The following is a 15595-nucleotide window of genomic DNA, read 5'->3' as shown; positions in this document are numbered from 1 at the left end:
ATTATCGTTTCAGCAGCGGATTCTTCGGAAAATATCCCGCTTCTTTCAACGATTCTAAATCTTCGTCATCCTCTGCCATCTCAGTGAAAACAAATTCCGCGTCAAGCTCATAAAGAGCTTTCAGCTGCCCGGCAGATTCTTTGTACCTGCCCAAAGCTGAAAGATAACAAGCCCTGTTATACAAACTGATTAAATCCCCGGGCTCTATTGAGACAGCTTTCTCAACTGCTTCAAGTGCTGGTTTTAGTTTATTTTGATGTCGATAAATCAGTCCGAGCTGATTATAATTGTCATGATTATCCGGATTTAGAGTGATTGCATGTTGGATCGCTTCTTCTGCTTTGCTGTACTGTTCTATAGCTTCATAGACTCTGGCCAAGTGGAAGTATCCTTTTTCAACAGCAGGCTCAATTTTCACTGCACGCATGAGAGCTTGTTCTGATTCTTCAAATTCTTCAAGTTCAAGCAAGGCCATACCAAGAACAACGAGATAATCGGGATCCTCGTTTTCTTCAAGTAGTGTTTCAATAAGGCTGCATGCCCCTGACAAGTACTTAACAGCTTTTTTCTCTGGGACATTTCCGAATTCATTTATATAAAGAACAGCTAGCCTATAGGCAACGTCAGGCTCCCACTGATAGCGGAGCCACTGCTCCAGAATTTTAATCGCATCTTCCGCCAATCCTGCATCCAAATGAAATTCGACATACCACATAACAGCTGTAACATTCTCTCGGTCATGTTTCAATGCCTCTTCATACAGGCCAATCAGTGTTCCAAATTTCAGGCTCATCTTCGAAAAATTCGTGAACCGCTTCAGCCATCCTTTATGTTCTTCCATCTCTTCGTGCGCATCACGCATGGATTGCATTTGCCGTTCATATGCAGCAGCTGCGTTCATGAAGACAATGCTTTTTTCTTCATCAGAAAGCTTCATTTTTTTAATTTCATTTTCAAGTTTATGCATGGACTTTGTACCAAGCATCACTTCAATCCACGTTTCATATAGTTGCTTATTCTCTTGGTTTTCCATAATCAGTGTGAGGAGCTGGGATTTTGCTTGTTTCATTTTTCCCTGCTTCATCCAGAGCTTGACTTGATGATGAAGGATTTGAAATTGAGCTGGCGCAAGTTCAAATGCTTTGTTCAAATTTTCTTCTTCTTCTTTCAGATTTCCAAGCTTTCCATGAATATGGGCAAGGGCATCAAAGAGGAAGGCCTTCTCAACATTTGCACTCATTAGAAGTTCTTTAAATGCTTCAATTTCCGGCTGGAATTCAAGAACCTCGAGCAGATCTTCGACAGAAACACAATAAGGGTCCACTTTAAATGCAGACATCAGGTATTTCTTTTCTGATTTCCTGTCCTCTCTGGCATTTGCGACACCCGCAAGGTCAAGCATCGCCTGCTCATGTGCAGGATCAAGCTCAAGCACCCGTTTGTACTGTTTTTCTGCCTCGCCATAATCTTCGTGTTTAAAAGCAATCTCCCCAAGCCGGTAAAACGGAAGAATATCATCCTTCTTTAAGGCAATGGCCTGTTTTAAATACTGCTTGGCCTTTTCCAAAAGACCCTGGGACTCATATAAACAGCCGATATAGCTGATCAGAAGAAATTCGTCTATTTCTCCTGCTCTTATGCTTTCTAAAAATTCAAGTCCGCGGCGTGAGTATGGCGTTTCTGATACGAGATCAACATAAATCTCGATTGCTTCCCCAATATTAGCATCCGCATATAAAATTCCTTTTTCTACATAAGAAAGCGCGAGATCCATATGTGAGTCTTTTTCTTTCATTTCTGCACTTGCGGCGAACATCAGCTTTCCTGCGTTGATAAGAAATTCACTGTCTTCTTGAAATTGTTCAAAATAGCGGTGAATTGCCTTGAAAAATTGATCTGTTTTTCCTTCCTCTTTATAAAGAGCGGCAAGGGAAATACGTGCATACACATCTTTCGGATCGAACGCTTCAGCCTGCATATAAAATTGCCTTGCTTGTTCAAGTTCCCCAGCACGTTCAGATAAATCTCCCGCTTCATGGAGGAGCAGCTGTTTGTCTTCGGCAGCTGCAATCCCCTGTTCAAGAATCTGTTTCGCTTTAGAAACATCCTCGTAAACGATTTCGTAAAGTCTTGAAAGCTCTTTATATGCAAGCGGCACTTTCGGTTCGAGTGCTATTGCAGTCTGAAATCCTCTTCTTGCAAGCTTATATCTACCTAATTCTTTATCGCACCTTGCCCGCTGATACCATACATACCCGTCCTCCTTCTCAATTTTCAAGAATGAGTGGAAGAGATTTCTGGCTTTGTCATACTCGTTTATTTCCATTAAAATAATTCCATGGTTAATCAGTGAAAAAGCATCATCTTCATTGATATCCATCGCAATCTCTGAATATCTCAAAGCTTCCTGAGCGCGGTCTCGATTGAGTTCAGTCAGCGCGAGGTATCCCCATAGGATATGATCATCCGGTTCCGATTTCAAGGCTTCCGCAAATGCCTCAAATGCACCGTCATAATCATCCTTGTTATAACTTAATCTGCCTTTTGCATACAAATAAGTCGCCAAATACTGTTTAAAAGTAAGCTGCTCCAAGTACTCCATGGCGCGTTCATTGTTTTTCACGCTGAAATAAGCCATGGCAGCTGAAAGACTGCGGTATTCAGATTCCTTAGAATGCTCAAAAACATACATGGCAGCTGCATCCAGAATTTCTTCTGCCACTATTCCAGGAAGATATTTAATGACGTAGGCTGAGACAGCCATAAGGTGAAGATTTTCTTTCAGAAAGGCTTGTTCAGCATCACTCAGCTGCTTGTTCGAGACCTCGGTCATTGAAAAAAGCTTAACTGCTAATTCGTGTTCATTTATAGATAATACATGCAATTTCCCAGCATCTTTTTCAGGAAGAACTGCTAAAGATAAGACTCCATTGTTCCCATATTCCTGCTCAAAGTCCTCATACATGACTTCATGGGTGGTTCTGAGATTTGGATCCTGAACGTGGAAAACATTCAAATTATCATCATAGCCCGCAAGCAATTGAACATGGGAGGTTGTTGGATAGTCGATATTGATCATAACGGCCGCATCAAGATCAATCAGCGTTTTTAAAATGTCGGGATTTCCAAAAAAGTACCTGCTTGTAAACTCTTTTTCTTCGAAGTACTCAATCATTTTAGATAACTTTGAACCGGAAACCTGAAAGACAGATTCTGCAATTTCATCTTGTTTATACGTCTTGCCGAACATACTGAAAATCATTTCTGCACATGCAGGAACACAATAATTATATTTTTGCACGACCGGCTTAAAGTTCACCATTTTAGAAGCATGGTCTGCCCGGCCAGTAAAGTTTTTATAATGGGATTCTTTTTTAAATTCAGTGTGCTCTGCTAAAAATACTTCAAGCTTCCCAAATTCTTTCTGCTCATATAAGGAATCAGCCGTGTAATACTCGGCCATTCTCTTATATTCATGAAAAGGGTTAAGCGAATGTAAGTCTGAGATCGCTTTCTCCATATCCGTCCAGCGCTTCTGTTTATAGCACAGCCTAATCTTTTCAACAATCAGTTTTGGAAAATCAGGATAAAGGGTTAAACCTTCTTCTAAAATGATTCTGGCTTGTTCAGCATCCCCCTGAAGCGCATGATGCTGAACAAGCAGCACATAGGCGGTCAAACCGTCTTTTTCATCTTTCTTGCTGACCTCTAAGCATTTCAAAGCCTTGTCCCATTCTCCGCTTTGCAAATAGTAATAAGCCCAGCGCGTCTCCACCGGATCACTGGAAGCTTCTTCACATTTTTTCATGTATTTAAACGCAGCCTTTAATCGCCGCATCCCAATAAGTGCACTTGCCATTGTGAAATAAAGCTTTTCTCTCCATTCATCAGTGAGTTCCTGCTTTTCTATTTCTTTTAAAAGTTCTTCAGCCTCAATCAGCTTGTTCTCATCAATAAGCTGCTGGCAATACCAAATAGCCGTCAAAGGAGATTTTAACCTCCGGCAGCTGTCTCTAATAATGATTCCGCCAAGCTGCTCCATTAATGATGCATCTATAACCTGAAGCAAATATTTCAATTGGCTTTCATCTGTGTAAGATCGGATAAACCCTCGAAAACGTGAAAGCTTTTTCTCCTCCGCAACTTCCCTGTACTCTTCTAAAAAGTGCTTTATAGCTTCTGAATAGTCATGTTTTTTCAGCGTTTCTTCTATGTATGATAGATTCATATTTACCCCTCGCCGGATTATTCAAAATATTTATATCTTCTTTTTTAAATATACTTTGTTTTATGTGATTTGTAAGCCATTTTCTAACAGAAAACCTGCACGTTTTTATGCAGGTTTTCAAACTTTGATTATTGGAGAGGTGAAGACATTACTTTAATAAAATCAGCAAGGAAGTCCTGATATTGAAAATGAAGGGCAATGGTATGCCTGGCACCCGGGGGCACCTGGTTATTGCGGAAATCGGCATAGCTGAGTCCTCTTGCGTCATCTAAGACGGAAACCTCGACATTGTTGGTAACAGAATAGATTTTGTCTTTGTTTAGCATATAGTACAAAGTAAAAACATCGTGTATGGATGCTCCACTTCTTCCTGGCCTAAGCTTTGCATAAGCATCAGAATAATACTTCGTAATGGCAGGAATAAGCTCCTTATAGGGATTTGAGGAGATAGAGTATATATATCCTGCAATTTCACTCGTGATAATGGCATTGTTGGTCACATTCAGAGGGGTTATATATACTTTTTTCGCATACTTAAGCACAACGTTTACTGCTATTGGATCACCATGGAAGTTAGCTTCTGCGAGCGGAGTTACATTTCCCGGGACAAAAAATGCTCCTCCCATTAAATAAATTTCAGGAACCCCCTGCATGACTTCAAGATTAAAATTAAAAGCATTTGCAAGGGAGGTCATTCTGCCTGTATCAACAATAACAAGTTCATCTCCGTGTTCTTCAATCAATGTAAAAATATGACTGAATGGCTTAATATTAATCTCTATATTCTCTGGGGGCCTTATCGGTCCAAGCCCTTCCTGCCCATGAATTTCAGGATAATAGACCGAAACCTCGCCGCTTAATGGAAAGGTCGCCCCCTCTATAACAGGAATGTCCTCTCTTCCTGCAAGCTTGAGCAAATAGGCTGCATTTTCCGTTGCCTGCTGTTTAGACACATTCCCATAGCTTGTAACAATACCTAAAAGCTCAATATCGGGACTTAATAAAGCGTAAATTATAGCCAGGGAATCATCTATTCCGGGATCAGCAAACAGTAAAATTTTTTTCATTAATAATCCACCTATTTTCTAATGTCAGATGGTTATATATATGGAATTGGAAAAGATTGAATGCTACGTTTCTCTCTTTTTTGAATGGCTCTTTTCGTAAATATTGTTGCTATTAGACTAAATGTTAAGAAACTTGAGTGGATTGCAGCGGAAGGAACTTGACTCCTGCGGGAAATAGAGCAAATTGGGAGACCCCACAGGCAACGCCGAGGAGGCTCCCATGCTCCCCGCGGAAAGCAAGTTCCTCTCGCTGCAAGGAACAGACAACATTTATCATGAAAAACAACAATCTATGCGAAAACAGCCTTTTGAATAGATAAATAGTCACTTGCCTCTAAAATTTTTTCAGTACACAGGATTTTCAAAAATTGAGTGTAATATATTCAGTTAACTAAAAGTTGGAGTGTGAGGATCATGGAAGCTAAGGCAGAACGCAGATTAGTACCCCGGAGACGGAGAGGTCTATGGATTGGAGCTTTCGCCATTCTCTTTCTTCTAATCGGAGTATTCATTTATGTAAACCTTTTCGCCGAGAAAAGTCTTCCCAAATTAAATGGAGAAGTAATCGTCAGAGGAATGACCGATGCAGCCCAAGTTACGAGGGATAAAAACGGGGTACCTCATATTAGGGCGAAATCAGACAAAGATTTATACATCGCACAAGGATATGTACAGGCTCAGGATCGCCTCTTCCAGATGGATTTAAGCAGAAGACAGGCATCCGGAATGCTGAGTGATGTGGTCGGCGTGGCAACAGTTGATAAGGACAAATTTTTCAGAACGCTCGGTTTGAGAAGAGCAGCTGAAGCGTCTTATCCAGAGTATAATCAATCTTCAAAAGATGCAATGCAGTGGTTTGCAGATGGTGTAAATGCCTTTATGAAAGACGCAAAAGAACAAGGAACACTGCCTCTTGAATTCAGCCTGCTGAAATACGAGCCGGCAGAATGGACACCAATCGATTCCCTCACCATCGGCAAATACATGGCTTTCGATTTAGGAGGCCATTGGTCAGGGCAGGCGTTCCGTTACTGGGCGCTTGATACGTTTCCAAAAGAGAAAGCATATGACTTATTTCCTTCCTATCCAAAGGATGCCCCTGAAATTCTGTCTGCTTATGAAGAAGTGAAAATGAACATGGAGAAAAGCTTTGCAAGTGCCATCATTCCACCCGAATTTAATGGAAGCAACAACTGGGTTGTGAGCGGTGAAAAAAGCGAAAGCGGGAAACCTCTGCTTGCAGACGACCCCCACCTCTCCCTTGCCACCCCATCAATCTGGTATCAAATGCATCTGCAAAGTGACAGCATGAATGTCAGCGGTGTAATTTTTGCCGGGGTCCCTGGAATCATTCTTGGACACAATGATTATATTGCCTGGGGTGTAACGAATACGGGGCCAGATGTACAGGATTTATACATTGAAAAACGCAATCCTGATAATCCGCGGCAATTTTTATACAACGACAAATGGGAAGATGCAAAGGTGTTTAAAGAGCCTATCGCGGTGAAGGATGAAAGGGCCATCGATTATGAGGTGATCGAAACAAGGCACGGCCCTGTCATGTCCGAATTTGCATTTGATAAAAAGCAGGATACAGCTCTCGCAATGAAATGGACAGCTCTTATGCCTTCAACCGAATTCCAGGCAGTGCTTTCAATGAATAAAGCGAAAGACTGGAACGAATTCGAACAGGCTCTTGAAGATTTTCATGTCCCAACCCAAAATTTTGTTTTTGCCGGGGCGGATGGAACAATTGCTTATAAGGCAAACGGAAAAATTCCAATCCGGAAAAAAGGTGACGGCCTGATTCCTGTACCTGGCTGGACTGATGAATATGAATGGGAGGGATTCATTCCTTATGATGAGCTTCCCCGCGCTGTCAACCCTAAGGAAGGATTTGTTGCTACGGCAAACAATAAGGTGATTGATGGTTCGTACCCCTACCATATTAGTCATCATTGGGCGCAGCCTTATCGGTATATGAGAATTAAAGAGGTTTTAGAGACAGAGGATAAGCTCACTTTAAATGATATGAAAAAACTGCAGATGGATCAGCGAAATTTATATGCTGAGGAATTTTTGCCATCTATTCTTAAAAGAATCAGCGAGGGTGGTTTAAATGAGACTGAAAAAGCATCTGCCAAATTGCTTGCAAAATGGAACATGGAAGATGATAAAGATATGGGAGCTCCGCTTCTCTTTCACTTGCTGATGAAAGAAATTCCCGTCACTCTTTTTAACGACGCTGTTCCAAAAGAAATGGATGACTTATTTGAAGGAAAACAGGGAATCGTTGATGAACTGCTCAGACGCGCTTTTAACGGGGATGAGTCTGAATGGATCTCAGATAAGGGAGGCCTTGATAAAGTTTTGCTCTCTTCATTTGGGAATGTCGTTGCCTCTCTTCAAGAAGAATACGGCGATAACCCAGAGGATTGGAAATGGGGCGATTACCATCAGCTTTATTTCGGCCACCCTCTTTCTTCAGCCTCACCTGTTCTAAAATGGCTGTTTAATAACGAGAAACCTCAGCCTGTCGGCGGCAGTCAAATTACAGTCGCCGCCGCAAACTATAATCCTGAAGGAATCGTAAATCACGGTGCTTCCTGGCGCTTTGTCATCGATGCGGCTGAAATGACAAAAGGACACCATATTGTCGGACCTGGCCAATCCGGCCATGTGAAAAGCGATTGGTATCAAGATCAGATTGATGATTGGATGAACGGAACCTATCATCTGACTGATTTAAACGCGGAGCAGAAGGAAGAAAGCTTAACTTTATTGCCGGAGAAATGACCGGTTAGTGAACAGGTCTGTCCAAAAAGTCAGTTATCACTGACTTTCATGCTAGTCCTTTCTTTTGGTACCTTGTCCAATCAAGAGGGTTACCACTACGGAGACCGAATAACGGTATTGGAAGGTAAGGAAGCGGCCCAATTGAACCCCGCTAAACCGAATAACAGTATTGGAGGGTAAGGAAGTGCCGGAATCGTACCCTGCTAAACCGAATAACAGTATTGGAGGGTAAGGAAGTGCCGGAATCGTACCCCGTTAAACCGAATAACGGTATTTCAGGTTATGGAAGCGGCCGAATCGTACCCCGCTATACCGAATAACGGTATTTCAGGGTATGGAAGCGAATGATGCCACTTTTCATGTTTGCACCGTTAAAAGCGGCAGCACTACTGGAACTGACACCACTATTATTTTCACAGAAAAGCAGGCAGGAAAAACAGAAATTTTTCCTGCCTGCTTTGTTTTAGGGACTTATCGGACTGGCCCGTTTTTTAATGGAGTTGGTTAGCCATCAGTTCATTGATGCAGTCTCTATTACTTAAATAGTAATTAAAGGCTGTTTTCGCATTAATAGTTGCTTTACGTATAGTTATTTCAACGCAAAAAGTTTTCGGTCGTGCTCTTTTCCTCAAGATACGTGGCTATTTTAGGGCGGACTGTATTATTGACTAGCTAAAGCAACAATATTTACGAAAAGAGCCTAATTAAAACAATATAAAAAGCCGCCCTGATTCCTCCGGGCAGCCTCTTTTTGAATCATGCATGATGCAGCTTTTCTTCTTGTAAATATCCCTTGCATGACTGCCTTTTCATTAGCTTATGCGGGATAATGATCCGTTTAATTGGATCATTAGGATCTTCCACCAGCTGAATCACATGCTTGGCAGCTTCATAGCCTAATTGAAAAATATTAATATCCACAGTAGTAAGCGGCGGTCTTGAAACTTCTGACAGCATCACATTATTAAACGATACAACTGATACGTCATTAGGTACATTTATGCCCATATCATCAAGCATATTCAGAACTCCGAGCGCCATTAAATCATCGGCTACGACAAGCGCAGTCGGCGGCTCATTCAATTTAAACAATTCCTGAACAGCTGCCTGCCCGCCTTCTTTTAGAAATTGAGCATGCACAATGTAGTCATCGCGGTATTCAAGTCCTGCATTTCGAATCGCTTTCTCATAACCTAAAAGGCGTTCAACTGTTACCACAAGCTTAAGATTACCTCCAATAAAAGCAACTCGGTCGTGTCCAAGTTCAATCAAATGTTCTGTTACTTCTTTTGCTGCCCGGTAATTATCGTTGTCTACGTGAGTAATTAACTCAACATCCTTAAATGGTTTTCCAACGATTACAAACGGGAAGTTTTTCATAAGCAGGTATTTTGTCAGTTTATCATCTACTTGTGAATATAAGAGAATAATGCCGTCCACTCGTTTTCCTTCAACCATCTGAACGACGCCTTCCATAATTTCAGCATCGGTTTCACCAGTGGACATATGCAGGGCATAATGTTTTTGGTGAGCTCCTTTACTGATGCCGCGGATCACTTCCGGAAAGAAGGGGTTTAAAAAGGCTTTATCGGCAGAACCCGGAATCACGATCCCAATTGCCTGAGTCGATTGATTTGCAAGACTTCTGGCTATGAAATTCGGATGATACCCAAGCTCCGTCATGGCTTCTCTTACTCGCTCTTTTGTTTTTTCACTTATACGCGGGTTATTAGCAATCACTCTCGATACGGTTGATGGAGCTACATTTGCTAACTTTGCGACATCTTTTATTGTTGCCACAATCCCATCCCTCTCTTACTTTCAACATGTTTGGAGCAGTTTTTTCTCTCCAAATTGAAAAGTCTAATTTAACATACTCTTTTTAAAATAACCACTTTGTAAACGCATTCACTATGAAGCCTTTATAACCAAAGAGAAATCATCTCATTTCTCTTTGGTTCACTGGCATTAAGATGCCTGCTTCTTTCTTCTGTTCATGTATAAGAATCCTGCAAATACTGCCGGAACTGCCACGAACACACTGATTAACGGCAAGTTTGGGCCAGTTTTTTCCCCAACCTCAAAGATCTCAGCTGTTTCACGGTCGAGAATAAATTCATACTCTCCGTTCTTTTCTTCGGTCATATCACCTGTAAGCAGTCCGCGCAATTCTTTATTTTCTTCAAGCGTTTTAGCCGGTATAACGGCGTTTCTTGATTCATCGGAATTATTTAACGCAATAACGGTCATTTCACTCTTATATGTTCTTTTAAGAATGGTCATTCCTTTTTCATCATATAAAACGTCCATTTCTCCGCGTCTTAAAGAAGGAAATTCAGAGCGGATTTTCCCAAGCTTTGACACATACTTGATGAGATCATCTTTGGCACGGAAGTTCATCATCCGGCGATTGTCCGGATCATTGCCGCCGTCCATCGCAATTTCTGTGCCATAGTACACGATTGGCATGCCAGGTGCAGAATACATATATGCAAGAGCCATCTTCAGCCGGGTAACCGGATTTTGATTATTCGCAATGGCTTTCCGTGTAAAACGTTCATTATCATGATTATCTATAAAATTGCCTAAAATATAAGGATCTTTATAAAGAATTTGATTGCGTTTAAACACGTTGGCAAGCATCCCTGGCGATCCCCCTGCATTCGAAAACACTTTGGATGCATCATTATAAAAAGGATAATCAACGACAGAATCAAGGCCAGCTTCCGTATAACCCGATACGTAGCGAGGATCTTTATCCCAAACTTCGCCCATCAAAAAGAAATCTTTCTTCACTGATTTTACTTCTTTCGAAAATTCTTCCCAAAAGGCTTTAGGAACGTGGCGAACGGTGTCCAGTCTATAACCGTCGATGTCTGTTTCCGTGATCCACCATTTTGCAGCATCCATTAAATACGCTTTCGTTTCAGGATTTTCGGTATTTAAATCCGGCAAGCCAAACAGCCAGCCATTTTCTACTTCCTCTTGATTTTGCCAGTTGGCAATATCCTTCTTTTCATGAAACCAGTCTTTCTTTTCAGAATCATTCAGCCATGGATGTTTATAGCCCGTATGATTGACAACGAAATCAAGCATGACCTTCATATCCCGTTTGTGAGCTTCTTTTACAAGCGTTTTAAAGTCCTCAAGTGTTCCAAAGTTCTCATCCACGTTTTTAAAATCACGAATCCAATAACCGTGATAGCCGCCTTCTTCATTATCAAAGACCGGAGTCAGCCAAATAGATGTAAACCCCATTTCCTGAATGTAATCCAGTTTATCGATAATCCCTTGAAGATCTCCGCCGTGATATGCCTTCGGATCTTTGGGATTTGCTTCAAAATCGTTGCTTGTATCGCCATTATTGAAGCGGTCAATCATAATAAAATACATGCTTTCATCTTGCCACGATCGTTCTTCCTTCTCTTCTGCCCAAACAGGGTTCACTGAAAAACCTGAGAGAAGGAAAAAAGGGATGATCAGTACTTGCAGTATACGTTTAAACATCCCTCTGCCCCCCTTACTGCGTAATAGCTGTCCCGTCCCCATATAAGCGGATTCAAGACAGCTTTACGTATAAGACTATTAAACTATGTCTGTTAATTCAATATGAAATCGATTTCCGAATCTTATCCTTTATTCGCTCCAGCCGTTAATCCTTCAACAATATACTTTTGGAAAAGCAAGAATAGAATGGTGATTGGAACTGCTACTAGAACCGCTCCGGCTGCGAACGTTGTAAATTGAGTGCTCGTTCTGCCCGTTACGAATTCAAATAAACCAACTGCAAGTGTTTTGTTATCATTTGAACGAAGGATTAGACGGGCGAAAATGAAGTCCATCCAAGGTCCGATAAAGTTATTTACAGCAATAAATACTAAGATAGGCTTTGACAATGGCATCATGATTTTAAAGAAAATCGTAGTATGACTGGCACCGTCTATTTTTGCTGCTTCTTCTAAGCTTCTTGGAAGACCATCAAAGTATCCTTTAACAAGCCATGCCCCAAACGGAATCGATCCGCCTGCATACACTAAGATAAGACCCCAGTGATTGTCCAATAATCCGATTTGAAGAAGTAAAATGTAGATCGCAATCATTCCCATGAAGCTTGGGAACATTTGCAGAACAAGCATCGCCATTAAACCCTGTTTGCGGCCCGGAAAACGGAAGCGTGAAAACGCATATGCTGCTGTTACAACAAGGAATGTTGAAATAACCATGTTGAAGAATGCAATTTTAAACGTGTTTTTGTACCATGTTAAATATTTTGTTTCCTCAAATAAGTAACGGTAGTGATCAAGACTTAAAGCTTCTGGAATAAGCTTTGTTGCAAACAGTGAGTCGCCTGGATTTAATGATCCAATCAGGATGAAATAGACAGGATACAGTACAAGAATCGCTGTTATGATCAATATGGCGTATATAAAGCCAACGACGAGTTTATCAGTTAATTTTTTATTCATCATGACATCATATCCTCTTCCTTGAATGCTTTTGTTTTTCTGAAGTTCCAGATAGAAAGAGTTGCTACTACGATAAAGATTAAGATCGATACGACAGAAGCTGTAGCAAATTGACTTTGTTCAAGCGTCATTTTATAAATCCAGCTGATCAGGATATCCGTTGATCCGGCATAGCTGTAATTCACGTTAACAGGATTACCTTGAGTTAATAGGTAGATAATGTTGAAGTTATTGAAGTTCCCTGCAAAGCTCATGATAAGGAGCGGAGCGGTTGAGAACATAACGATCGGCATAGTAATCTTCCAGAACTTGCTCCAAGGCGTTGCTCCGTCAACATCTGCCGCTTCAAACATTTCTTTATCAATTGTCGTCATAACACCGCTCATAAGAACCATCCAGAACGGGAATCCAAACCACATATTTACTGTTACAAGCGTAACTTTTGCCCACATTGGATCTGACAGCCAAGGAATAGCTTCAAGGCCAAGTGCTTTAATATATTGATTCAGCGGCCCAAATTCTCCGTTGAAAATATTTCTGAAAATCAAAATGCTGACAAATTGCGGAATCGCCCATGGAAGAATGTAGATGCTGCGCCATAAACGCTTAAGTTTAATGCCTTTATGATTGATCAGAACGGCAAAGATCAATCCAAGGAAGAACGTAGTCGCTGTTGATAAAATCGCCCATAAGACCGTCCAGCCAAAAACTCCGTAGAACGTTGTGCTCCATGTTTTTAATTGGAAAAGGTTTAAGAACGTATCAAATCCTACCCAATCCACCAAAGCCTTTGGCGGCAGATGATTTGGACCTGAATAATTTGTAAATGCAATCATAACTCCAAATAGCAGAGGAAGAATCGTTAAAAACATTGTAAATAGAATAGATGGTGTTAAAAGGATGTAAGGGAACCCATTTTCCCATACATTTATCAGGGTTTGTTTTGCTGTATTAGGCTTAATGCCGCGCTCGCGCATTTTGCCTACTTTGTATGCATCACGAACGTTTAAGTAGTAAACCCAGATGAAAAGCAGGAAGGAGATTAAGAAAATGATCCCTTCGATCATTAAGAATATGGAGTGATCGCCTTGCACGACTGTAAATCCATTTCTTGTCTGCGGGGTGTCGCCCAGTGTTGTTAAGCCCCACATTGCATATCTGAACGGCAAAGACCAGAATACCAAAAGGTAAACTTCTAAAAGAATAAATAAAATCCCTTTAAGATATTGACGGTGGTAGATCTGTCCAAGCCCCATTAGTAAAAACGATAGTAATGCACCTATTCTAGCTGGTCCGCGCATTATGCCAGGCCTCCTCACGTTGATTGAAAGTTGTATCTCCCTAGAGAAAATTTTTCTTGCTTATTACCCCATTGTCCCTTTGCTGTCCCCATTTACGGGCAGTTAGCCTGCACCTCTGTCCCATGCATTCTATCCGCATAGAGGTAGAGGCTGCTGCCTGCCAATAAAGGATAAAAGTTGAGCCAATACCAAAGGTATCGGCTCAGACTGACTATTACTTCGTTTGTGAAGAGATAGCATCCTCAATTTGCTGAAGTGCTGCGTCAAGTGCCTTTTTAGGTTCAGTTCCGTCGTTCCACATTGTTGTATAAGCAGTTTCCATTGGTCCCCATACAGATTGCATTTCAGGGATGTTTGGCATTGGAAGTGCTGATTCAGCCTGTTCAAGGAATGCAGAAGCAACTTCGTCGTTTTGGATAGCATCGCTTTCAATCAATTCTGTTTGAGGAGGAAGCTGTCCAGTCATTTCAAAACGTTTTTCAAGCATTTCTGTGCTTGTAGCGAATTGTGCTAATAGAGTAGCAGCTTTAGGATACTTAGAGTAAGAGTTTACATAGTAAGCTTTGATTCCAGAGAAACTTTTTGGGGTTTCGCCGTTATCTAATTTAGGAAGCGGAGCAATACCGAAGTTGATGCCTGCTTCTTCATGGTTTTTGATATCCCATGGACCAGAGATTCGGTACATTAATTTGTTATCGTTAAAGAAAGAACTGATTAAGTCACCAGTAATATCTTCTTTTTTCAATGGAAGAAGTTCTTTGTTCATGCGCTGCATGAATTCACCTGAAGCAACAGCGCCTTCATTGTTAATGCCTAGATCAGATGCATCTGTGTTGTCATTTCCGAAGATATAACCGCCGTATCCAGCGAAGAATGCATGTGCAAAGTAGAAGTTTGCAGGCTCCATCATGAAGCCGTATTTGCCGTCTCCAGCAAATCCTTTAGATTGCTCAAAAATTTCGTCAAACGTTTCTGCAGGCTTGTCTACTAAATCTTTGTTGTAATAAAGTGCGTATGTTTCAATTGCCATAGGGAATCCGTAAAGAGTGGATTCACCGCCTTCTTCAGTGTAAGAAGTACCGCTGATTGCAGCTGGCAGGAATTTTTCTTTATATTCGTCAGCTAAAACGTTTTCATAAATAAGACCAGCTTTTACCATGTTTCCTACGTGGTCATGAGGTGCGTGGAATACGTCAGCTCCAAGTCCAGCAGGTCCGTCAACTTCAAGCTTTCCAGCAGCGTCAACGTGGTTTACTTCTTGTACTTCAACTGGGATATCGTATTTCTTTGTGAATTCTTCTGCTACATAAGATGCCCATTCAGCTTCTGAATCCGCATTATCCCAAAGTACTAATTTTGCGCCTTCTTCAGGTTCTAAATCTACTGCTTCTTCTGTCTTTTTATCGCCCTCTTTGTCGCCGCCTTCTGTTTTTGCCGGCTCTGAGCTGCTAGGCTTGCTGCATGCAACCATAACAAACATCAGTAATGCAATTAGAGATAAAGATAAAATCTTCCTCATAATTTCCCCACCTTTTATTTTGTTGTAATCTATTTCAATGTACTTAGTGCCCAGAGGCAATCCGCACAACTGAAACCAAAGACTCATAGTATAAAAGTGAAAACGCTTCCTATCATTCTCAAAAAAAAGGGTGAGTGATTTGTGAGAACAGTTGTGCAAACGTTTTCCCTATTAACTAATTTTTATTTTAAGTTTGCCAGAAATAAAAGTCAATA

8 protein-coding genes are annotated in these 15595 nt (G+C 41.1%); 1 reads left to right on the top strand and 7 read right to left on the bottom strand.

The window, feature by feature from the left end:
• Window position 1: 1 nt before the first annotated feature.
• Both GJU41_RS01790 and GJU41_RS01785 read right to left on the bottom strand, forming a co-directional pair.
• On the bottom strand, window positions 2–4228 hold the full coding sequence (locus tag GJU41_RS01790) for a tetratricopeptide repeat protein (protein ID WP_154317896.1): 4227 nt from the start codon (window positions 4226–4228) through the stop codon (window positions 2–4).
• A 128-nt stretch (window positions 4229–4356) separates the two neighbouring features.
• Window positions 4357–5295, bottom strand: coding sequence for a nucleoside hydrolase (locus tag GJU41_RS01785; RefSeq protein ID WP_070879228.1), 939 nt, complete (start codon window positions 5293–5295; stop codon window positions 4357–4359).
• A 414-nt stretch (window positions 5296–5709) separates the two neighbouring features.
• Here GJU41_RS01785 and GJU41_RS01780 point away from each other — a divergent pair, with 414 nt between their 5' ends.
• Window positions 5710–8094, top strand: a complete 2385-nt coding sequence (locus GJU41_RS01780) for a penicillin acylase family protein (RefSeq protein ID WP_154317895.1) — start codon at window positions 5710–5712, stop codon at window positions 8092–8094.
• 756 nt (window positions 8095–8850) lie between these two features.
• Here the strand turns inward: GJU41_RS01780 and GJU41_RS01775 are convergent.
• The 5 genes from GJU41_RS01775 to GJU41_RS01755 form a co-directional block, all read right to left on the bottom strand.
• Window positions 8851–9897, bottom strand: coding sequence for a LacI family DNA-binding transcriptional regulator (locus GJU41_RS01775; RefSeq protein ID WP_070879229.1), 1047 nt, complete (start codon window positions 9895–9897; stop codon window positions 8851–8853).
• 165 nt (window positions 9898–10062) lie between these two features.
• Complete coding sequence (locus GJU41_RS01770; protein ID WP_154317894.1) at window positions 10063–11601, bottom strand: alpha-amylase family glycosyl hydrolase; 1539 nt, start codon at window positions 11599–11601, stop codon at window positions 10063–10065.
• Window positions 11602–11723: 122 nt separating this feature from the next.
• The gene (locus GJU41_RS01765) at window positions 11724–12560 is read right to left on the bottom strand and encodes a sugar ABC transporter permease (protein WP_070879317.1); all 837 of its coding nucleotides are present in this window, start codon (window positions 12558–12560) and stop codon (window positions 11724–11726) included.
• Window positions 12560–13861: a carbohydrate ABC transporter permease gene (locus GJU41_RS01760; RefSeq protein WP_070879231.1), complete on the bottom strand. Its 1302-nt coding sequence runs from the start codon at window positions 13859–13861 to the stop codon at window positions 12560–12562. Before GJU41_RS01760 ends, GJU41_RS01765 begins: the two co-directional genes overlap by 1 nt.
• A 214-nt stretch (window positions 13862–14075) precedes the next feature.
• Window positions 14076–15380 carry a sugar ABC transporter substrate-binding protein gene (locus GJU41_RS01755; protein WP_070879232.1) on the bottom strand — a complete coding sequence of 435 codons (1305 nt, stop codon included), beginning with the start codon at window positions 15378–15380 and terminating at the stop codon, window positions 14076–14078.
• Window positions 15381–15595 lie beyond the last annotated feature (215 nt).

It is taken from the genome of Metabacillus idriensis, from assembly GCF_009674765.1.
In the GTDB taxonomy this organism is placed as follows: Bacteria; Bacillota; Bacilli; order Bacillales; family Bacillaceae; genus Bacillus_P; species Bacillus_P idriensis.
This window is presented reverse-complemented; position numbering and strand designations above follow the sequence as displayed.